Origin of the sequence: Actinomadura sp. 7K507, from assembly GCF_004348425.1 — a bacterium.
Lineage (GTDB): Bacteria > Actinomycetota > Actinomycetes > Streptosporangiales > Streptosporangiaceae > Spirillospora.
The window spans coordinates 1-19,690 of sequence record NZ_SMKK01000111.1 but is presented as its reverse complement, the minus strand read 5'-3'; the positions used below and the strand labels follow the sequence as shown (position 1 = coordinate 19,690).

General features: G+C 72.0%; 21 protein-coding genes. 14 read left to right on the top strand and 7 right to left on the bottom strand.

Going from position 1 to position 19,690, the window contains the following annotated elements:
* Positions 1-4: 4 nt before the first annotated feature.
* Positions 5-259 (bottom strand): helix-turn-helix transcriptional regulator, encoded by a 255-nt coding sequence (locus E1285_RS24235; RefSeq protein WP_132155872.1) that lies wholly within the window; start codon positions 257-259, stop codon positions 5-7.
* On the opposite strand from E1285_RS24235, the gene E1285_RS24230 reads away from it, so the two are divergent.
* The 10 genes from E1285_RS24230 to E1285_RS24190 all read left to right on the top strand — a co-directional run bounded on the left by E1285_RS24230 (position 152) and on the right by E1285_RS24190 (position 8,567).
* Positions 152-574 carry a Rid family hydrolase gene (locus tag E1285_RS24230; protein ID WP_207946778.1) on the top strand — a complete coding sequence of 141 codons (423 nt, stop codon included), beginning with the start codon at positions 152-154 and terminating at the stop codon, positions 572-574. The two genes, E1285_RS24235 and E1285_RS24230, sit on opposite strands and share 108 nt — an antisense overlap.
* Positions 575-740: 166 nt before the next feature.
* On the top strand, positions 741-1,463 hold the full coding sequence (locus E1285_RS24225) for a response regulator transcription factor (RefSeq protein ID WP_243723009.1): 723 nt from the start codon (positions 741-743) through the stop codon (positions 1,461-1,463).
* Positions 1,460-2,575, top strand: a complete 1,116-nt coding sequence (locus tag E1285_RS48230) for a HAMP domain-containing sensor histidine kinase (RefSeq protein WP_132155843.1) — start codon at positions 1,460-1,462, stop codon at positions 2,573-2,575. Before E1285_RS24225 ends, E1285_RS48230 begins: the two co-directional genes overlap by 4 nt.
* Before the next feature lie 104 nt (positions 2,576-2,679).
* Positions 2,680-3,711 carry an NAD-dependent epimerase/dehydratase family protein gene (locus E1285_RS24215; protein ID WP_132155841.1) on the top strand — a complete coding sequence of 344 codons (1,032 nt, stop codon included), beginning with the start codon at positions 2,680-2,682 and terminating at the stop codon, positions 3,709-3,711.
* Between the two features lie 5 nt (positions 3,712-3,716).
* Complete coding sequence (locus E1285_RS45730) at positions 3,717-4,379, top strand: glycosyltransferase family 2 protein (RefSeq protein WP_165966734.1); 663 nt, start codon at positions 3,717-3,719, stop codon at positions 4,377-4,379.
* Positions 4,376-5,062 carry a TIGR04282 family arsenosugar biosynthesis glycosyltransferase gene (locus E1285_RS45725; RefSeq protein ID WP_165966732.1) on the top strand — a complete coding sequence of 229 codons (687 nt, stop codon included), beginning with the start codon at positions 4,376-4,378 and terminating at the stop codon, positions 5,060-5,062. The genes E1285_RS45730 and E1285_RS45725 overlap by 4 nt, the downstream gene beginning before the upstream one ends.
* Positions 5,059-5,688 (top strand): SAM-dependent methyltransferase, encoded by a 630-nt coding sequence (locus tag E1285_RS24205; protein ID WP_132155839.1) that lies wholly within the window; start codon positions 5,059-5,061, stop codon positions 5,686-5,688. The genes E1285_RS45725 and E1285_RS24205 overlap by 4 nt, the downstream gene beginning before the upstream one ends.
* A complete protein-coding gene (locus E1285_RS24200; RefSeq protein WP_243723008.1) occupies positions 5,661-6,803 on the top strand; it encodes a molybdopterin-dependent oxidoreductase in 1,143 nt (380 codons plus the stop codon). The genes E1285_RS24205 and E1285_RS24200 overlap by 28 nt, the downstream gene beginning before the upstream one ends.
* Positions 6,800-7,255 carry a hypothetical protein gene (locus E1285_RS24195; RefSeq protein ID WP_132155835.1) on the top strand — a complete coding sequence of 152 codons (456 nt, stop codon included), beginning with the start codon at positions 6,800-6,802 and terminating at the stop codon, positions 7,253-7,255. Before E1285_RS24200 ends, E1285_RS24195 begins: the two co-directional genes overlap by 4 nt.
* A gap of 94 nt (positions 7,256-7,349) precedes the next feature.
* Positions 7,350-8,567 carry a hypothetical protein gene (locus E1285_RS24190; protein ID WP_132155833.1) on the top strand — a complete coding sequence of 406 codons (1,218 nt, stop codon included), beginning with the start codon at positions 7,350-7,352 and terminating at the stop codon, positions 8,565-8,567.
* Between the two features lie 37 nt (positions 8,568-8,604).
* Here E1285_RS24190 and E1285_RS24185 read toward each other — a convergent pair whose 3' ends face one another.
* Positions 8,605-9,837, bottom strand: a complete 1,233-nt coding sequence (locus tag E1285_RS24185; RefSeq protein ID WP_132155831.1) for a cytochrome b N-terminal domain-containing protein — start codon at positions 9,835-9,837, stop codon at positions 8,605-8,607.
* 241 nt (positions 9,838-10,078) lie between these two features.
* Between E1285_RS24185 and E1285_RS24180 the strand changes: the two genes are divergently transcribed.
* The gene (locus E1285_RS24180) at positions 10,079-11,356 is read left to right on the top strand and encodes a PucR family transcriptional regulator (protein WP_132155829.1); all 1,278 of its coding nucleotides are present in this window, start codon (positions 10,079-10,081) and stop codon (positions 11,354-11,356) included.
* Here E1285_RS24180 and E1285_RS24175 read toward each other — a convergent pair.
* Positions 11,337-11,615: a hypothetical protein gene (locus E1285_RS24175; RefSeq protein ID WP_132155827.1), complete on the bottom strand. Its 279-nt coding sequence runs from the start codon at positions 11,613-11,615 to the stop codon at positions 11,337-11,339. The two genes, E1285_RS24180 and E1285_RS24175, sit on opposite strands and share 20 nt — an antisense overlap.
* A gap of 156 nt (positions 11,616-11,771) precedes the next feature.
* Here E1285_RS24175 and E1285_RS24170 point away from each other — a divergent pair, with 156 nt between their 5' ends.
* On the top strand, positions 11,772-12,521 hold the full coding sequence (locus E1285_RS24170; RefSeq protein ID WP_132155825.1) for a GntR family transcriptional regulator: 750 nt from the start codon (positions 11,772-11,774) through the stop codon (positions 12,519-12,521).
* A 2-nt stretch (positions 12,522-12,523) separates the two neighbouring features.
* Positions 12,524-13,099, top strand: coding sequence for an NUDIX hydrolase (locus E1285_RS24165; protein ID WP_132155823.1), 576 nt, complete (start codon positions 12,524-12,526; stop codon positions 13,097-13,099).
* On the opposite strand, the gene E1285_RS24160 is transcribed toward E1285_RS24165, so the two are convergent.
* The 4 genes from E1285_RS24160 to E1285_RS24145 all read right to left on the bottom strand — a co-directional run bounded on the left by E1285_RS24160 (position 13,091) and on the right by E1285_RS24145 (position 18,203).
* Positions 13,091-14,872 carry a DUF4173 domain-containing protein gene (locus E1285_RS24160; RefSeq protein WP_132155821.1) on the bottom strand — a complete coding sequence of 594 codons (1,782 nt, stop codon included), beginning with the start codon at positions 14,870-14,872 and terminating at the stop codon, positions 13,091-13,093. The two genes, E1285_RS24165 and E1285_RS24160, sit on opposite strands and share 9 nt — an antisense overlap.
* The gene (locus tag E1285_RS24155) at positions 14,869-15,936 is read right to left on the bottom strand and encodes an ATP-binding protein (protein WP_243723007.1); all 1,068 of its coding nucleotides are present in this window, start codon (positions 15,934-15,936) and stop codon (positions 14,869-14,871) included. The genes E1285_RS24160 and E1285_RS24155 overlap by 4 nt, the downstream gene beginning before the upstream one ends.
* On the bottom strand, positions 15,933-16,622 hold the full coding sequence (locus E1285_RS24150; protein WP_165966733.1) for a response regulator transcription factor: 690 nt from the start codon (positions 16,620-16,622) through the stop codon (positions 15,933-15,935). Before E1285_RS24150 ends, E1285_RS24155 begins: the two co-directional genes overlap by 4 nt.
* Positions 16,623-16,721: 99 nt before the next feature.
* Positions 16,722-18,203, bottom strand: a complete 1,482-nt coding sequence (locus E1285_RS24145) for a glutamate--cysteine ligase (RefSeq protein WP_132155817.1) — start codon at positions 18,201-18,203, stop codon at positions 16,722-16,724.
* A gap of 157 nt (positions 18,204-18,360) precedes the next feature.
* Between E1285_RS24145 and E1285_RS24140 the strand changes: the two genes are divergently transcribed.
* On the top strand, positions 18,361-19,690 hold a 1,330-nt coding region (locus E1285_RS24140), incomplete at its 3' end, for an ATP-binding protein (protein ID WP_132155815.1).

The window sequence follows — 19,690 nt, the reverse complement described above, 5'->3', positions numbered from 1 at the left end:
GACGTTACGCGGCGTCGGTGAACTCCACCTTGAGTTTGGCTCCGAGGGCGTGTGCGAGCCGGTCGAGGACCCCGATCGTCGGGGTCGGGCCGCCCGACTCCAAGCGGGAGAGAGCGGGCTGGGTCAGTCCGGCCCTTTCGGCGAGTTCCGTCTGCGTCAGCCCCAAGGCGAGGCGCCGCTCCCGGACCGCGTTGCCCAGTTCGAAGGCCAGGCGGGCCTCCGCACGCCCTGCCCGTACCTCGTCTTTCGTCCTCGCCATGGCCCGCAGGTCGCCCGCGACGCCGACGGCCGGCCGGTGGGCGACGGAGATCTCGCCGCTCAGGTCGAGCAGTGCTACCTCAACATCGGCACGGCGCTGGCCGAGATCGGTGGATCCTTCGGCGACGTGGCGAAACTGACCATCTACGTCGTCGACTGGGATCCCGCGATGATGCCGCTCCTGGGTGAGGGAGTGAGCCGGGCGGCGGCGAAGCTGGGCATCGACCCGGTCAAGCCGATCACCCTGCTGGGCGTTGCGGCGCTGGGGGAACCGGACCTCCTGGTCGAGGTCGAAGCCACCGCCGTCATCGACTAGCCACCGCCCGGACTGCTGGTCGCGAGCGGCGATGTCGAACAGTCCGGTTGTCGTACTCTGCCCGGGTGACGGTCGTGATGGTGCAAGTCCCGCCAGAGGGCAAGAGGACGCTGGCCGCGCAACCGGCCGGCGGGCCGCTTCCACGTGCGCTTGCGAGGTCGCCGTGGTGAGCCCGCAGGGGGAGACCGGGCGCGTCCTGGTGGTCGACGACGATCCCACCGTCGCCGAGGTCGTCGCCCGCTACCTGGTGCGCGACGGCCACCGGGTCGAGTGCGTGGCCGACGGGCGTGACGCACTGCGGCGCGCACTGGACGACCCGCCCGACCTCGTGGTCCTCGACCTCATGCTGCCCGGGATGAGCGGGCTGGAGGTGTGCCGCGGACTCCGCGAGACCTCCGCGGTGCCGATCGTGATGCTGACCGCGCTCGGCGAGGAGACCGACCGGCTCGTCGGCCTGGAGACCGGCGCCGACGACTACGTCACCAAGCCGTTCAGCCCCCGCGAGCTCGCCCTGCGGGTGCGGTCGGTGCTGCGCCGTGCCCGCGGCCTGGTCGTCCCCGCCGGCACCGGGGTGCTACTCGACGGCGATCTGAGGCTGGACGCGCGGGCGCACGAGGCCGAGTTGCGCCGCGTCCCGCTGAGCCTGACCGCCCGCGAGTTCGACCTGCTGGCCTTCCTGATGCGCCATCCCCGGCAGGCGTTCACCCGGGACGAGCTGCTGGAGCGGGTGTGGGGCTGGTCGTTCGGCGACACCTCCACGGTCACCGTCCACACGCGGCGGCTGCGGGAGAAGATCGAGGACGATCCGACCGCGCCGCGGCGGATCGTCACCGTGTGGGGCGTCGGTTACCGCTACGAGCCGGTCGCGGTCGAGGGCGAGCCGTCGTGATCCCCCTGGTCGACCTGCTGAAGGTGGTCGGGTACGCGGCCATCGCGGCGCTGGTCGTCGCCGCGGCGGGGCTGGCGCTGCTGCACCGGCTGCGTGCCCGGTCCATCGCCGCCCAGCTCGGCCTGGTCGGCGTGGCGACCGTCCTGGCGACCGTCTCCGGCATCGTGGTGATCACGCTGATGATGGTGCTGAACGACCACGACCGGTCGGTGGTGCTCGCGGTCGCCGCGGCCTCCGGCGCGGTCGCCTCCGGGGTGTCGGTGCTGCTGGGCCGCCGCCTCGTCGCCGCGAACCGCGTCCTCGTCGCGGCGGTGCGCGATGACCCCTACCGGGTGCCGGACGCCCGCCTGCCCGCCGAGCTGGCCGAGCTGGCCCGCGAGCTGGACGACGCCTACCGGCGGCTGGCCGAGGCCGATGCCCGTGAACGGGCGCTGGAGTCCAGTCGCCGGGATCTCGTCGCCTGGGTCAGCCACGACCTGCGCACGCCCCTGGCGGGGCTGCGGGCGATGGCTGAGGCGCTGGAGGACGGCGTCGTGGCCGACGCCGCGACCGTGGCGCGCTACCACGGCCGCATCCGCGTGGAGGCCGACCGGCTGTCGGAGATGGTGGACGACCTGTTCGAGCTGTCGCGCATCCACGCCGGAGCGCTGCGGCTGTCGCGGCGGAGGATCGGGCTCCAGGACCTGGTCGCCGAGGTCGTCGCGGGCACCGAGGCGCTGGCGGACGCCAAGGGCGTCCGGCTCCGCGGCGATGCCCGGCGCGGTACCCCCGTCGAGGTGGACGCCGGCGAGATGGAACGGGCCCTGCGCAACCTGGTCGTCAACGCGATCCGGCACACTCCCGCGGACGGCGCCATCGAGGTCACCGGCGGGGTGGACGGGGGGATGGCGTGCGTGACCGTCGCCGACGCCTGCGGCGGCATCCCCGAGGCCGACCTGCCCCGGTTGTTCGACGTGGCGTTCCGCAGCGAGACCGCCCGCACCCCGGGCGGCGGCGCGGGCCTCGGCCTGGCCATCGCGCGGGGCATCGTGGAGGCGCATTCCGGGCAGATCGGCGTGACCAACGCGGGTACCGGCTGCCGCTTCGTCGTGCGTCTCCCGCTGACGTCCTGACGGGCGCCCCGCCGGGGACGATCGCCGGCGCCAGATCTTACGAGGTTCGTACGGGATGGGCCGCGACCGCGTTTCCGTGAGTCCGCGACCATACGTTCGTTCACATGCGAGTACTGCTCACAGGTTCGGCCGGATTCATCGGCTCGCACGTCGCCGATGCCCTCGCGGCCTCCGGGCACGAGGTCCGCGGGCTCGATCCGCGTGCGGGTGCGGAAGCCGGAGACGTACGGGACCCCGGGCTGGTGGCGCGCCGCCTGCGCGGCGTGGACGCGGTCTGCCACCAGGCGGCGATGGTCGGCCTCGGCGTGGACGTGTTCGACCTTCCCGCATACGCGGGGGTGAACGTGCAGGGCACCGCCGTTCTGCTGGCCGAGATGGCTCGTGCGGGGGTGCGAAGGCTCGTCCTGGCGTCGTCGATGGTCGTGTACGGCGAGGGCGCCTACACCTGCGACGCCCACGGGTACGTCAAGGCGGGCCCGCGCTCGGAGAGGGAGTTGCAGGCGGGACGCTACGAGCCCGCGTGCCCTGTCTGCGGGGAGCCCCTGGAGTCGGGGGTCGTTCAGGAGGAGACCGTCCCCGATCCGCGCAACGTGTACGCCGACACGAAGGTGGCCCAGGAACACCTGGCCGCATCTTGGGCGCGTATGACCGGGGGCGAGGTCGCGATGTTGCGCTACCACAACGTGTACGGCCCCCGGATGCCCCTGAACACGCCCTACGCGGGGGTGGCGGCGCTCTTCCGTTCACGGTTGGAGCGCGGGGAGCCGCCGTTGGTGTACGAGGACGGGCGGCAGGGACGCGACTTCGTGCACGTGCGGGATGTGGCCCACGCGAACGTCCTCGCCCTGGAGTCGCTCAAGGACGGAAGCGGGGGCGGGGCGCGGGCCTACAACATCGCCAGCGGGACCCCTCGTTCCATAGCAGAGATGGCGCATGCCCTGGCCGAAGCGTATGGCGGACCGGAACCGCAGGTGACCGGTGGCTACCGCCTGGGGGATGTGCGCCACATCGTGGCGAGCCCGGAGCGGGCGCGGCGTGAACTCGGCTACTCGGCACAGGTCTCTTTCGACTCGGGCATGGCCGAGTTCGCCAACGGGACCGGGTCCGCCTACAAGAGCGTGGGCGCCGCCCTGTGAACAGCATGGCCGATGTCATCCTGCCCTGCCTGAACGAGGCGGAGGCGCTGCCCTGGGTGCTCACGCGGATGCCGGACGGTTTCCGGCCCATCGTGGTCGACAACGCGTCCACCGACGGTTCGGCGGAGATCGCCCGGGACCACGGCGCGGTCGTGGTCGAGGCTCCGCAACGCGGATTCGGTGCCGCGTGCCATACCGGCCTGCTGGCGGCCTCGGCGGATGTGGTGTGCTTCATGGACGCCGACGCGTCCCTCGACCCGGGGGAGCTGCCCCGCGTCGCGGCGGCCCTGGGATCGTGCGAGCAGGGCTCGGGCCTGGTGCTCGGCAGGAGGCGCCCATCGGGACGGGGCGCCTGGCCGGTGCACGCCCGCTTCGGCAACACCGTTCTGGCGCGTTCCCTCAACAGGAGGGCCGGTACGGTCCTGAACGATCTCGGCCCCATGCGGGCCGCCCGGCGAGCCGGACTGCTGGCCCTGGCGCTCTCGGATCGCCGTTTCGGTTACCCGCTGGAGATGGTCCTGAAGGCGGCCGCCGCAGGCTGGACGATCACCGAGGTCGAGGTGACGTACCGCCCCCGACAGGGTCGTTCCAAAGTGACGGGCACCGTCGGCGGCACGGTGCGGGCGGTCCGCGACATGCGCCGCGTACTGGCCGAGGTGGCACGGTGAACGCCGATCTGGTCGTCATCGCCAAGGAGCCCGTGCCAGGACGGGTCAAGACGCGGCTGACTCCGGCCTATACGGCGCGGGAGGCCGCGGAGCTGGCGGAGGCGGCTCTCGCCGACACGCTCGACACCGTCGCGCGCACTCCGGCCCGAGCCCGGCTCCTCGCGCTGCAGGGCGGCCACGGGCCATGGCTGCCACCTGGCGTGCGGGTGATCCCGCAGCGGGGCGACGGCCTCGACGAACGGCTCGCGCACGCCTTCGACGACGCGTACGCGGGGCGGCCCGTCGTCCTGATCGGCATGGACACCCCCCAGGTCACGACCGGCCTCCTGGAGCGCGCCGGGCGGGCGCTGGAACGATCCGGCGCCGTGTTCGGCCCAGCGGCGGACGGCGGGTTCTGGCTGCTCGGCCTGAGCCGTCCCGATGCCGCGCTGCTGCGCGGCGTGCCGATGTCGCGTCCCGGCACCGGGCGGGCCCAGCTCGACCGGCTGCGGGCGGCCGGGTTGAGCGTGGCCGTGCTGCCCGGCCTCACGGACGTGGACACCGCCGCCGATGCCGCCAGGGTCGCCGCACTCGCCCCGCACAGCCGGTTCGCCGCGGCCGTACGGGCCGTCCGGGCCGCCCGGGAACCGGAGACCGGGAAGCCGGGGCATGCCGGGATTGCTCCCGGGGCGGCCACGGCATGATCGGCGAGCTGTACGAGCGGGCCCTCGAAAGGCGCGACGGATTCGAGGTCGAGATCGAGGACGGCGCGGGACGCCGTAGCCCGCTGCCCGTCGGGGAATGGATGTCGCTGCGCCCCGGCGACACCGGCCTGCTCGACCGGTGCGCCGGTCCGACACTCGACGTGGGCTCCGGCCCAGGCCGGCTCACCGTGGCGCTGACCGAACGCGGTCATCTCGCCCTCGGCATCGACGTCACCCCGTACGCGGTCGCGCTCACTGTGGCGGCCGGTGGTCCCGCGCTGGTCCTGGACGTCTACGACCGGGTTCCGGGCGCCGGGAACTGGACGACCGTGCTCCTGGCCGACGGCAACATCGGCATCGGCGGCGACCCGTCCGCGTTGCTGGGCAGGGCCTTCGACCTGCTGGTGCCCGGCGGCGGCCAAGTGCTGGTGGAGGTGATGGAGCCGGGGATCCGCTCGTACACCGGACGGCTCCGGCTGCGTACCCGCCGGGTCGTCGGCGAGTGGTTCCCGTGGGCATGGGTGTCCGCCGGCGACGTCAGCGGACTCGCCGCCCGGCACGGGGCGGAGGCGACCGAGGTGTGGGAGGAGGCGGGCCGGTGGTTCACGTCCCTGAGTCGCCGCTGAGCCGGTTCCGTGAACGCGCGGCGCCGAGGTTCACGAGCCGCCTGCACGACGAGCGGGTGGCGGCCTGGCTCGGCATCGCGCTCGGCCTGTCGTTCACCACGGCGTTCGGCACGGGTCTGATCAGCCACTTCATGCAGCATCCGCCTGGCTGGATGGTGTGGCCGTCCCGTCCGGTGAACCTCTACCGGTTCACCCAGGGACTGCACGTGATCGGCGGGCTCGCGACGATTCCCTTGCTGCTCGCCAAGCTATGGACGGTCTACCCCAAGCTGCTGCAGTGGCCGCCCGTACGTTCCGCCGGGCACGCGGTCGAACGGGTCCTGCTGTTCGTCCTGGTCGGAGGTTCTCTGTTCCAACTCGCCACAGGGCTGCTCAACATCGCCTACTGGTACCCGTTCCCGTTCTTCTTTCCCACCGCGCACTACTGGACGGCCTACATCGTCATCGGGGCCTTGGCCGTACACGTGACCAACGAGTGGGCGAAGGTGCGGCGCACGGTCATGACCCGTCCGGAGGACGGCCTGGGGCGGCGCGGATTCCTGTTGACCGTCGCGGCCGCCGGGGGGACGGTCGCGTTGACCACGGCCGGGCAAGCGTTCTCGCCTCTCGCCAAGCTGGCGGTGCTCGCGCCCAGGCGTCCCGGGATCGGCCCGCAGGGCTTGCCGGTCAACAAGTCGGCGGCCGCCGCGGGCGTCATCACGGCCGCCCGTGACACCGGTTACCGGCTCGTCGTCACGGGCCGCGTGGAGAGACGGCTGTCGTTCTCCCTGGACGACCTGAACGCGCTCCCCGTCCACACGGCGCGACTGCCGATCGCGTGCGTGGAGGGCTGGAGCGCCGAAGCCACCTGGGAAGGGATACGGCTGCGCGACCTCCTCCACACCGCCGGGGTCTCTCAGGACGTGCGCGTACGGGTCGAGTCCCTGGAACCCGGCGGCCTCTACCGAACGTCCCGGATCGATCCTCCCCACTGGCACGACCCCCTCACCCTCCTCGCGCTCAAGGTCAACGGCTCGCCCCTGGATCTCGACCACGGATTTCCCTGCCGGCTCATTGCGCCGAACCGCCCTGGTGTTCTGCAGACGAAGTGGGTCCACGAGGTGGTGGTCATTTGAGGAAGCGAGTCCTGGGGCACGGGGCCGGCGGAGCGCTCATCGCCACCGGTCTGGCCGGCCTTGCCGGCGAATCCGGCTTCGATCTCATGGGCTGGGCGGCCTGGTTCGGGGGAGCGGTCATCTTCCATGACGCGGTACTCGTCCCGTGCGTGCTGCTGGTGGGAACGGTCACCACGCGTCTGCACGGCTCCTATCGGCGGCATGTGCAAGGCGCGTTGATGGTGGGCGGAATGGTGACGCTGGTGGCGTTGCCGTTCGTGCTGGGACAGGGACGGCGCGCGGACAACCCGTCGATCCTGCCGCTGCCCTACGGCCGCAACCTTCTCATCGTGCTGGCCACCGTTCTCGTCGTCGCCGCTTGCATCGCCCTATGGCAACGTCCCCGGATTCATGGAATCCGCGGCCTCCGCAGAGTCAGGCGAAGGTGTTCCGGTGACGACCGGGGAGCTTGAGCGGCAACGGCCTCGTCACCGACCCGGCCCCCGGGGAAGGGCGCGTTCGTACGGGCGGGTCGCTGTCACGGCGTGGGTCCTGTTCATAGCGGGCGTGTTCGTCGTCGGCCACTTCCTCCGGCGGGCCGGCCTCGCCACCGAGGACGAACTGCCCCCGTTGCACGCCTCACCTCGGTTGCTCACCTGGCAGATCCTTCCCGCCGCCTGCCTGGGCGGGGTTCTTGTGGCCGTACTGCCGTACCTGGCGCGCCGGCTCTCTTGGCGGGTCCTGCTGTCCCTGTCCTGGGCCGCGTCCATAGTGTGGACGGTCGCGCTGGCCCTCACCGACGGCCTGGACGCAGTGCGCAGCCCTCTGGACGCCCCCACCGAGTACCCCGCAGGACTCGACGCCGTCCGGGAGGACGGGCCCGGGGAATGGCTGCGGACGTTCACCGAAAGGCTCGGCGGCTACACCACCCACGTACGCGGCCACCCGCCACTTCCCACCCTCGTGCTGTGGGCGTTGGAGGAGACCGGTCTGCGCGGTACGGGCTGGTCCTCCGCGCTCATCGTCGTGACCGGGACGTCCGCCGTGGTGGCCGTCGCCGTCACCGTCCGCCGCGTCGCCGGGGAGCCGCTGGCCCGGCGTGCCCTGCCGTTCCTCGTCCTGGCGCCGCTCACGCTCTGGATCGCCACGGCGATGGACGCCTTCTTCCTCGGCGTCGGAGCCTGGGCCACCGCCCTCGTCGCCATCGCGGCGAAACGCGGCAGTCTCGCCGCCGCCGCGGGAGCCGGTCTCCTGCTGGGCACGCTGCCGTACCTCAGTTACGGTCTTCTCCCCCTGTTCGCCCTGCCGCTCGCGGTGGCCGTCCTCACGCGCCCCAGCCGTCGTTTGCTCGCCGTACTGCTGTGCTGCGCCGTGGTGGTGCCCGTGGCCTTCACGGCCGGTGGCTTCTGGTGGCCGGACGGCGTCGCCGCCACCCACGACACGTACCTGATCAGCCGCGGTTCGGCGCAACGCTCCTACGCCTACTTCGTCATCGCCAACATCGCCGTGCTCGGCCTGCAGGTCGGCCCCGCGACGGCCTACGCCCTGCCGGCGGTGCTCTCACGGCGCCGTCCCCTGGCGTGGCTGGTGGGAGCGGCCCTGGTGGGGGTACTCGCACTCGACGTTTCCGGTGTGACAAGGGGAGAGGTCGAACGTATATGGGTGCCCTACGCGGCATGGGTGGTGATCGCTTCGGCGCAGCACGATCCCCCCGCGCGCCGGTGGCTGGCCGCGCAGGCGGGGCTGACCCTGACGATCCAGATGCTCGTCCACTCGCACTGGTAGCACCCGCGGTAGCCGGAGGGGCCTTGGGAGGTGTGGATCAGCCGGTTTCCAGTCGGGGGAGGGGCACGGGGTGCTTGCGGCTTTCGTGTGTGAAGCAGGCGAGGTACGCCATGGCGAAGGTGAAGAGGGGGACGTAGATGATCGCGACGCGGAAGAACCAGATCGTCCAGAAGAGGGGGACGCCGAAGGTTTCGGCGATCACGTCGTGGCCTCCGGCGGCCCACAGGACGCCGTAGAAGGCGATGGCGGCGGCGCCGGTGCCGGCGCGGGCGGGCAGCCGGTGGTCGTCGCGGAGGAACCGGCGTTCGAGGGGCGGGTACGCGGCGAGGCCCGCGAACAGGAGGCCGGGGACGACCAGGGCGGGGACGAGGACGTTCAAGGAGAGGGTCTGGCCCCAGGCGGTCAGCTCCCACCCGGGCATCAGGCTGAGCGGGCCGTCCAGCCAGCCCGCGTACGGGTAGGGCGGTGACTCGGCGCTGATCCTGCCCGGCTGGTAGGGACCGAACAGCCAGACGGGGTTGGGCTTGAAGATCACCGCCATGAGGGCCGTGGCGCCGGAGACGCACAGGAAGGTGCCGAGGGTCCTGGCGGCGATTCTCGGCAGCCGGGCGGTGGCGATGACGGGAAGCCGCGCCCGTTGCAGGGGGTGGGCGACGGCGTGGAGCGTGATCAGGGCGAGGAGCATTCCCGGGATCAGCAAGATGTGGATCATGTAGAGCCGCGGGACGTACTCGCCGCCGGACAGGATCATCGTGAGGTAGGAGCCGATGAGCGGGATCGAGGAGACGGCGCCTTCGAGGATGCGCAGGCCGGTACCGGAGCGCAGGTCGTCCGGCAGGGTGTAGCCGGACAGGCCGTTCAGCATGACCAGCATGAGCAGGGCGACCCCGATCAGCCAGTTGAGGTCGCCCGCCTTGCGGAACGCTCCGGTGAAGAAGTTGCGCACCAGGTGAGCGAGGACCGCCACCGTGAAGATGACGGCCGCCAAGTGGTGGATCTGCCGTATCAGCGACCCGCCGCGCACGTCGAAGCCGATGTGGAGCGTCGACGCGTACGCCTCGCTCATCCGGACGCCCTGGAGCGGCCCGTAGGAGCCGTCGTAGGTGACTTCCTTCAGGCTCGGGACGAAGAACAGGGTCAGGTAGACGCCCGTCAGCAGGAGCACGACGAGGGAGTGCACGGCGATCTCGCCGAGCAGGAAGCTCCAGTGGTCGGAGAACGCCTTGCGCGGCGCCCTCGGAGTCGCATGGTCGCCGTGGCTCGCTGGCACGGGATCACCCTAGACGTCGCTTGCTGTGGCCGGACTGTCGCGCGGGGCGAGCGAAACCCGCGGAAGTCCTTCGACCTGTGGAATCTTGTCGCAAACCCGGCCGAAGCCGGTCGAATCTCGACCTAGACTTTGCTCTCCAGCGCATCACGGGTCATGATTTGCCTCACACAAGACACATAAGTAAGTAATTACCCCCTGTGTACGGCGCGCAACGCAGCGGGGCGACTGCTGGGGAGGTTTCGTGGCGAACGACAGTTCGACCACCAATGGGCGCCCGTGGCCGGATCTGCCGAGGGAACTGGCAGATCACATGCGGCCTCACCTCGACGAGGTGGCGGACGACATGATCCAGGAGATCCAGACGCGCGTCAGGGAGTACGACCGGCCGGGAGACGGCTCCTATTCGGGGACTCTCCGGCTCGCCGTCGAGCGCGTGCTCCACTACTTCGTGGACCGGGTGGCCGACCCCGGTCACGACTCCGCCCCGGTGGTGGACTTCTTCCGCGGCATCGGCCGCGGCGAGGCCGGGGAGGGGCGCAGCCTCGACGCCATGCAGAGCGCCATGCGGGTCGGCGGCATGATCGCCTGGCGGCGGCTCACCGAGGGCGCCGACGCCCTGGACGTGTCCCCGCGCACACTCGGCGCCGTCGGCGAGGTGCTGATGGAGTTCCAGAACGAACTGGCGCACGCGGCCGCCGAAGGGTTCTCCCAGGCCAAGGCCGCCGTCGCGGGCGAGATGCAGCGCCGCCGCAAGCGCCTGCTCGACCTGCTGTTCGCCGACCCGCCCGCCGCCCAGGAGGCGATCGCCGACCTCGCCGCCGCCGCGCACTGGCCCATTCCGCGAACGGTCGCCGCAGTGGCGCTCGGACGGCACAACCAGGACGCCCGGCAGCCCGCGTTCCCGCCCGACGTCCTCGCCGACCTCACCCGCCGCACCCCCAGCCTGATCATCCCCGACCCCGATGGCCCGGGACGCGCCAAGCTCGTCGACCGCGCCCTGGCCGGGACGCTCGCCGTCGTCGGCCCGACCGTCCCGCTGATGGAGGCGGCGCGGTCGATCCAGTGGGCCCGCAAGACGCTCTGCCTCGTCCAGCGCGGCGTGATCGAGGCGGAGAGCGGCGTCATCCGCAGCGTGGAGCACATGTCCACGCTGATCCTGTTCCAGGACGAGGGGCTCATCACCTCGCTGGCCGACCTGCGCCTCGCACCGCTGGCGCACCTGCGTCCCAGCCAGCAGGACCGGCTCGCCGAGACGCTGCTGGCCTGGCTGCAGTCGGGCCGCAACGCCAACGAGGTCGCGATGCGGCTGCACGTCCATCCGCAGACCGTCCGCTACCGGCTGCGCCAGCTGGAGGAGCTGTTCGGCGACCAGCTTCTCGACCCGGACCTGCGCTTCGACCTGGAGATCGTGCTGCGCGCCCGCGCGCTGCTGGCGGACAACGCCGGCGAGCGCATGATCCAGCCGACCCGGGAGGCCGTCGGGGACTCCGGCGAGGTCGTCACCTTCCGCCGGAAGTGAGCGAGCCGGATTCCGAGCCCGGCCCGGCCGCCCCGGGGCGGGCCGGGCCGGGGCCGGCGCGGAGCCGCTCGGCGGTGGCGACGCGCTCGGCCAGCCGGGTCTGGGCGTCGCAGAGCAGCCACAGCTCGCCCTCGTCCGCCGCGACGATCTCCTCCAGGCAGCCGTTCAGCAACTGGTAGTCCGACAAAGGGGAGATACGGGTGGCCCGCAGGCCCCTGGTCGAGCGTTCGCCGTGCCAGCCGGGCATGATGAGCGACATCGCGCGGGCTCCCTCGGTGGGCCTATGGTAGGTCTACCTTAGGACGACCAAGCACCGGTCACAACGCGTTCGGCACAACCCCAAAAGCCCGCCGTCCGCCGTGGCGTCTGTACGGTGTGAGGTCAACACAGCCCACCCCGGAGCAGGAAACCAGCAATGCCGCGACCCCCCACGAAGGCACAGGCGATCAGCAACGCGCTGGCCGCCCGGATCGTCGAGGGCGAACTCGAACCGGGCACGTGGCTGCCGTCCGAGCGGGAGCTGGCCGGGCAGTACGGCGCCGACCGCTCGACCGTCCGGCGGGCCCTGCGGATGCTGGCCGAGCAGGGTCTCGTCCAGTTGCGGCACGGCGCGGGGACGCAGGTGCGGACGGCGCGGCGGGTGCAGCGCGCGGCGGCCGACATCACGCGGCAGGTCGGGACGTGGCGCGGATTCCACGTCTCGGCGCAGAAGGACGGCCGCACGCCGTTCACCCGGACGACCGTCAGCGAGGTCGAGGCCGGCGAGCGCCTCGCGCCCCGCCTGGACGTGCCGCCCGGGACGCGGGTACTGGAGCGGGCGCGCGTCCAGGGGGTGGAGGGGGAGCCGCCCGTCCAGACGGCGACGACCTGGGTGATCCCCGAGATCGTCGCGCTGATTCCGGTGCTGCGCGAGGTCGACACCGGGCCGGGCGGCATCTACTCGCGGCTGGAGGAGTCCGGCCACCGCATCACGTTCGAGGAGTCGGTGACGTGCCGGCTGCCGTGCGCGGACGAGCAGGAGACGCTGGAGATCGGCGCCGACCAGCCCGTCCTCACGCTGTGGCGCCGCGCCTACGACCAGGATGGCCGCGTCGTCGAGGTCACCCACCGGGTGGTGGTCGGCGACCGGCACGAACTCGTGTACCGCTACGGGTCGGGAGCCTGAACATGCATGACGCCGAAGAGCCGCAGGACGCCGAGGGGGAGCCCGCGGTCCGCCAGGTCGGTACGCGCGTCGTCTACGAGAACCCCTGGATGCTCGTCCGGGAGGACGACGTCGAGCGCCTCGACGGCTCGCGCGGCATCTACGGCGTCGTGGACAAACCCGACTTCGTGCTGGTCATTCCCCTCGAAGGGGACGGGTTCCATCTCGTCGAGGAGTACCGGTACCCGATCGGGATGCGCACCTGGAGCTTCCCGCAGGGCACGCTGCCGGGGCGGCAGGACGCCGACCCGGAGGAGCTGGCCCGCCTCGAACTCGCGCAGGAGACCGGGCTCCGCGCCGGGACGCTGAAGCACCTCGGCTTCCTGCACTGCTCGCACGGGACGAGCGGGCAGGGCTTCAACGTCTTCGTCGCGTCCGACCTGCGGGCAGGCGAGACCGACCGGGAGATCGAGGAGCAGGACATGCGGCAGAAGTGGTTCTCCATGGACGAGTTCAAGGGGCTGGTGCGGGAGGGCCGGATCACCGACGACTCGACCCTCGCCGCATTCGCCCTGCTCACCATGGACGGCTCAGGATGACCCGTCCATCGCGAAGCAGCTAGCGGATCGATCCACGGGACGCGAGTTCAGGATCTCGCGAGCCCGGCTGCGCGCGTGGTTGGCGCCCATGGCCGGTCCGTCCTCGCGCAGGTCCGCGGCGATGCCGCGCAGCGCGCAGGAACGCTGCGGTTCCGGCAGCCGGTCCAGTGCCGGGACGGCGTCGGCGGACAGGTCCCGCAGGTAGTCGATGTCGAGCTTGCCGGTTTCCTCGAAGCGCTGGACGTTGTGCTCGGCGATGAACCCGTCCGGGTTGATCGACACCAGCGCGATCATCGCGACCGCGCCGCTCGCCGCGACCATCCGCGGCAGCCACGCCACCCGTCCCTTCACGACGCCCGCGACCGCGACCAGCACCACCACGGCGCCGAGCCACAGTTCGAACGCGTGCACCCACAGCCGCAGCCGCGTCCAGCCGAACGTCTCCTCGTACAGGTAGAGGCGGCGCAGCGCGACGGCGACGACGACGAGGGTCAGCGCGCACAGCAGCCCGAGCAGGACCCGGACGGTGACGCGGTCGGCCCGCCCGGCGGACGGCGCGTACCGCATCGCGGCGGCGACGACCACGAGGACGAGGACCGTCACGACGACCAGCTGGAAGAAGCCCTGCCGCGCGTACTCGGCGTAGGTGAGCCCGGTCGAGCGGAGCAGCTCGTCCTTGTCGTCGGCCAGGAACATCCGGGCCTGGATCGCGCAGAACAGCAGGAACAGCAGGTCCAGCGCGATGATCGGCACGGCCCACGACCAGCGTCCCGCGGGCTTGGCCGGGTCGGGGTTCATCAGCCGCAGCGGCGGCGGCGCCTGCGCGAGGAACGCGGCGGCGCACGCCAGCAGCAGCGTCGCGACGCCCGCGAGCACGTACAGGAATACCGAGGCCGCGGAGACTTCCGGGGCGAGACCGGCGGCGAGGTCGCCGAACGCCGCGTCCGCCCCCATGAACAGGCCGCCGAACACCACCAGCAGCGCGATCACGATCAGGCTCGTGCGGATGACGGGCCAGGCGTTGCCCCGCTGCGGTGACGCCGCGCGGTGAGCGCCGCGCGCCGCCCACGGCAGCATGTAGCCGGCCGCCGGCGCGACCGCGAGCCCTCCGCCGAGGACCTCCACCCACGACCGTCCACCGGACGCCGCGTAAGAGCCGGCGGCGACGGCGAGCAGTAACGCCGGCACCACGATCCAGTCCGCGTCACGGATCGCCGGCGTCGCCGACAGGCACACCGCGAGCAGCAGGAACACGCCCCCGGTCCGGTTGAACCGCGAGCCGCCCTTCGCGGACCGGGACCGGACGAGACGCCCCGCGGACCAGGCCGACGCCCCCGTCACGTACGCGATGGCGGCGGCGGCGATCAGCAACCCGACACCGAGATGCCCGTCGCGCAGCGCCGACCCGACCGTCACCGCGCCGATCACCCCGGCGATGGCCGCGCCCGCCGCGAGCGACGGCGACATCGGCAGCGAGGGACGCTTCCACGCCGCGATGGCCCGGTCCAGCTTGGTCGGCGTGTACGCGACCGGAGGCGGCGGAGGATAGGTGAGCCGCCCGTAACCCGCCGTCCGCGCCATGCCCCGGTCGGGCTGCTGCCACGCCTCATGCCCCGCGGCCTCGGCACCCGCGCCCGACGCGGTGACGGCCGGCTCTGGGGCTTTGGCGGTCGCCTCTGCGGGGGGCTTGTCCGAAGGGGGTGTGTCTGGCCTTCCGGGTGGTGTGGACGGGCCTTCGGACGGGTCGGGAGAGTCCTTCGGAGGGGTCGTCATATGGGTTCTCCGATGTTGGGGGGGATCATGAGGCGTATGCGGCAGCCGCTTGGGGTGTCCAGGACGGTGATGTCGCCGCCGTGCAGGTCGGTCGCCCAGCTCGCGATGGCGAGGCCGAGGCCGGTGCCGCCGCCCGGTGTCCCGGCGCGGGGGCCGGACACGGAGCCGCGGGAGAAGCGTTCGAAGACACGGGCGCGTTCCTCGGGTGGGATGCCGGGTCCTTCGTCGGTCACTTCGATGACGAGTCCGCCCGGGATGTTCCCGGCGCGTGCCGTGACGGTGACGGGCCTGCCGGCGGGGCCGTGCCGGGCGGCGTTGTCGAGCAGGTTCGCGACGATCTGGTGGAGCCGGTCGCGGTCGGCGGCAGCGCGCAGGCCGGGCGCGACATCGGACTCGAACAAGGCGTCCGGGTGGCCGGCGGCGGCCTCCGCGGTGACGTCGGAGACGAAGGCGGAAACGTCGATGACGGTGACGTCCAGCGTCGCCGCGCCCGCCTCGACCCGCGACAGGTCCAGCAGCTGCGTGACGAGGCGGCCGAGCCGCTCGGTCTGGTCCAGCGCGGTTTCGAGGACGTCGGGCGTCGCGGGCGTGACGCCGTCCGCGACGTTCTCCAGGACGGCCCGCAGCGCGCTGATCGGGGTGCGCAGCTCGTGCGACACGTTCGCGACGAACTCGCGGCGCTGCCGCTCCACCTCGGCGAGGTCGGTGGCCATCCGGTTGAACGCCTGCGCCAGCTCGCCGACCTCGTCGCGGGAGGTGGCCCGGACCCGGCGGCTGTAGTCGCCGCGCGCCATCTCCCGCGCCGCCGCCGTCATCTCCCGCAGCGGCGCGGTCATCCCGTGCGCGACCAGCTGGATCACCACGACCGCTATGAGCAGGCCGATCGGCATCGTCTCCCGCGCCCGGAACCCCAGCGGGTATCCCCACAGGACGATGAGGACGGCGACGCAGGCGGTGACGACCACCACGACGCCGAACTTCACCTTGATCGACCGCAGCGGGTCCAGCGGCCGGGGCAGCTTCGCCCACAGCCTGTGGACGAGCCCCCGCTCCACGGCGGTCACGGCGCGGCCTCCAGGCTGTAGCCGACGCCGTGGACGGTGCGGATCAGCCCCTGCCCGAGCTTGCGCCGCAGCGCCTTGACGTGGCTGTCGACGACCCGCGTCCCGGACGCGTCCGCCCAGTCCCACACCTGTTCGAGCAGGACGGCGCGGGTCAGTACCGTCCCCTGGTTGCGCATGAGGCAGGTGAGCAGGTCGAACTCGGTCGGCGTGAGGTGCACCTCGCGGCCGTCCCTGAGGACCTTCCGGGCGCGCCGGTCGACCTCCAGGTCGCCCAGCCGCACCGGGCCGCCGGCCGCCGCGTCCGCCCGCGGCCGTTCGACGCGCCGCAGCACCGCGCGGATGCGGGCCACGAGCTCCCGCATGCTGAACGGCTTGGTCACGTAGTCGTCGGCGCCGACGCCGAGCCCCACGATGAGGTCCGTCTCGTCGTCGCGGGCGGTCAGCATCAGCACCGGGACGGGACGTTCCGCCTGCACGCGCCGGCAGACCTCCAGCCCGTCGAACCCGGGCAGCATCACGTCCAGCACGAGGAGGTGCGGTTCGAACGCGCGGGCCCGCTCGACCGCGGAGGGGCCGTCGCCGGCGACCTCGACGCCGAAGCCCTCGGCCGCCAGCCGGTCGGCCACCGCCCGCGCGATCGTCGGTTCGTCCTCGACGACGAGGATCCGAGTCCCGTTGTCACTCACGGCACCAGACTCTAGAAGCCCGATATGTAGGCGACGAGCGTGAAATGTGTAGGACCTGTGAAGATCAGGGCCCAGGGGACGGTCAGGGGCCAGGGGCGGTCAGGGGCCGATGGGCCAGGTGTGGACCGGTTCGTTGTGGCTCATGTGGTCCACGTACGAGCGGGTCATCATGCGCAGGGCTTCGTGTCTCGGGGTGCCGAAGGATTCCTCGATGGACTGGACGGTGTCGATCTGCCAGGCGGCGCCGGTCCGGCCGGTGACGCAGCGGCGTTCGATGATGCCGAGGAGGCGGTCGCGGCGGACCGGGTCGACGCCCCAGCGCTGGAGCCCCTCATGGGCGAGGGGCAGGAGTCTGCGGAGGATGAGCTCGGAGGCGGGGACTTCGCCCAGGCCCGGCCAGTAGAGGGTGGATTCGAGGCCGTCGCGGGCGGCGCGGTGCAGGTTGTCCTCGGCGGTGGCGAAGGACATGCGCGTCCAGACGGGGCGGTCGTCCTCGGCGAGCATGCGGACGATGCCGTAGTAGAAGGCGCCGTTGGCGATGACGTCCGCGACGGACGGCCCGGCCGGAAGGACGCGGTTTTCCACACGCAGGTGGGGGCGGCCCTTCACGACCGCGTAAATGGGACGGTTCCAGCGGTAGACCGTGCCGTTGTGGAGGGTGAGTTCGCCCAGTTCGGGGACTCCGCCCTGATCGAGAACCTCCCGGGGTTCCTCGTCATCGCACAGCGGCAGCAGGGCGGGGAAGTAGCGGGTGTTCTCTTCGAACAGGTCGAACACGGACGTGATCCAGCGTTCCCCGAACCAGACGCGGGGCCGGACGCCCTGGGACTTGAGCTCGTCCGGACGGGTGTCGGTGGCCTGTTCGAACAGGCTGATCCGCGTCTCGTGGAAGAGCTGGTGCCCGAACAGGTAGGGCGAGTTGGCGCCCGCGGCGACCTGCGCGGCGGAGACGGCCTGGGCGGCGTTCCAGTAGGCGCCGAACTGGTCGGGGCTCACCTGGAGGTGGAACTGGACGCTGGTGCACGCGGCCTCGGGAAGGATGGTGTCGGCGTGCATGTGCAGCGGTTCGTGCCCGTCGATGGCGATGCGCATCTCTTCGCCGCGGGCCGCGAAGATCTGGTCGTTCAGCATCTTGTAGCGGCTGTTGGCGGAGAGGGTCTCCTCGCCGATGTCGGTGCGCCGCAGGGTGGGCAGGATGCCGATCATGGCGAGCCGGCCGCCGACCTCGCGGGCCCGCTCGTCGGCGTGCTGGAGGTGGTCGCGGACCTCCGCCTCCAGCTCCCCGGTGCCCTCGCCGCCGAGTTCGCGGGGCGGGATGTTGATCTCCAGGTTGAACTGGCCGAGTTCGGTCGCCCAGGCCGGGTCGGCGATCGCCTTGAGCACGTCCGCGTTGCGCATCAGGGGGTCGCCGATCGTGTCGATCAGGTTCAGCTCGATCTCCAGGCCGATGTGGGGGTGCTCGAAGTCGAACTGGGATTCGCCCAGCATGCGGGCCAGCACGTCGAGGCACCTGCGTACCTTGTCGCGGTACCGCCGCCGGTCCTCGCCGCTGATGGTGACCGAAGCCACGTCCCTGCCCATGTGTCCGTCCCTGTGCTTCGGAGGAACCGTCATAAAACGGGATGTCCCGGTGAGGGGAGGTGAAAACCCGGCACCAGATTTCGGGCTCCCAGTTTTGTGACCGCCCGGTAGCGTGTGTGGCTCGTCCGGAATTGCGGTGATCCAGCGGGGAGGGGCCATGCGGCTGCGCCCCCGCTCCATCCGGGCTCGCGACACGCTCATCGCCGCCGTGATCGCCGCCGTCGTCTTCGCAATCACCGCGGTCGGCCTTGACTTCGCCGTGCGCAGCGCAGTCAAGGCCGAGCTCCTCCAGCAGACGCAGACCGAGGGCCGCAGGGCCAGCGGCGGTGTCCGGGACGGGACGCTGCGAACCCCCATTCCGGACGACACCCGCGGCCGTGTCCGTATCCAGGTGATCGCACCGGGTGGCCGCGTGATGAACGCCACACCGGCGGTAACGGACGAGCCGCCGGTGAGCAGACTCTGGCCGTCGAGCAACCTGCGGGTCCGTGACTACACCGAGTGTCACGGCTCCTGGCCGGACCGTGAATGTCTCGTGGTCGAGGCCATCCGCGCGACCACCGCGCCCGGCTCCGTCGTCGTGTACGCGGCGACGCCGATGCCGTCCTATCTGGTGAACGGGCTGCTGGAGGCGCTGCTCGCCGGGGGCGTCCTGCTCCTGGTCGGCCTCGCCGCGGGGGTCACCTGGCGCGTCGTCGGCCGCACGCTCGGCCCGGTCGAGGCGATCCGCGCCCAGCTCGCCGAGATCAGCGCCACCGACCTGAGCCGCCGCGTCCCGCAGCCCCCCGGCGAGGACGAGATCGCCCAGCTCGCCCGCACCGCCAACGCGACGCTCGACCGGCTCGAACGCGCGGTCGGGCGGCAGCGGCAGTTCGCCTCCGACGCGTCCCACGAGCTGCGGACCCCGATCGCGGGCCTGCGGGCGAACCTGGAGGACGCGTCGACGCACCCCGAGGACAACGACCTGCCGGCCGTCGTCGAGTCGGCGCTGCGCGACACCGACCGGCTGGAGTCGATCGTCACGGACCTCCTCCTGCTCGCCCGCATCGGAACCGGCGGGACCGCCGTGCAGGAGCCGATCGACCTGTCCGCACTGGCCGGAGCCGAGGTCGGCCGCCGCGCATTCACCCTCCGGGTCGGCACGGAGTTCACCGAGGACGTGCGGGTGCGCGGCGTCCGCATGCAGCTCGTCCGGCTGCTGGGCAACCTCCTGGACAACGCCGAACGCTATGCCGGCTCGTCCATCACGGTCGAGGTGACCCGGCGGGGCGGCCAGGCGCTGCTCACCGTCACCGACGACGGCCCCGGCATCGCGCCCGCCGACCGCGAGCGCGTCTTCGAGCGCTTCACCCGCCTCGACGCCGCCCGCAGCCGCGGCGCCGGCGGCACCGGCCTGGGCCTGGCGATCGCCCGCGAGATCGCCCATGCGCACGGCGGCACCCTCCAGCTGGTCGACCACCCCACCGGCGCCCGCTTCGCCCTCCACC

Coding starts and splice junctions, on each gene's coding strand:
- E1285_RS24235 (WP_132155872.1), bottom strand. CDS start 259: ATGGCGAGGACGAAAGACGAGGTACGGGCAGGGCGTGCGGAGGCCCGC.
- E1285_RS24215 (WP_132155841.1), top strand. CDS start 2,680: ATGCGAGTACTGCTCACAGGTTCGGCCGGATTCATCGGCTCGCACGTC.
- E1285_RS45730 (WP_165966734.1), top strand. CDS start 3,717: ATGGCCGATGTCATCCTGCCCTGCCTGAACGAGGCGGAGGCGCTGCCC.
- E1285_RS24205 (WP_132155839.1), top strand. CDS start 5,059: ATGATCGGCGAGCTGTACGAGCGGGCCCTCGAAAGGCGCGACGGATTC.
- E1285_RS24175 (WP_132155827.1), bottom strand. CDS start 11,615: ATGTCGCTCATCATGCCCGGCTGGCACGGCGAACGCTCGACCAGGGGC.
- E1285_RS24170 (WP_132155825.1), top strand. CDS start 11,772: ATGCCGCGACCCCCCACGAAGGCACAGGCGATCAGCAACGCGCTGGCC.
- E1285_RS24165 (WP_132155823.1), top strand. CDS start 12,524: ATGCATGACGCCGAAGAGCCGCAGGACGCCGAGGGGGAGCCCGCGGTC.
- E1285_RS24160 (WP_132155821.1), bottom strand. CDS start 14,872: ATGACGACCCCTCCGAAGGACTCTCCCGACCCGTCCGAAGGCCCGTCC.
- E1285_RS24145 (WP_132155817.1), bottom strand. CDS start 18,203: ATGGGCAGGGACGTGGCTTCGGTCACCATCAGCGGCGAGGACCGGCGG.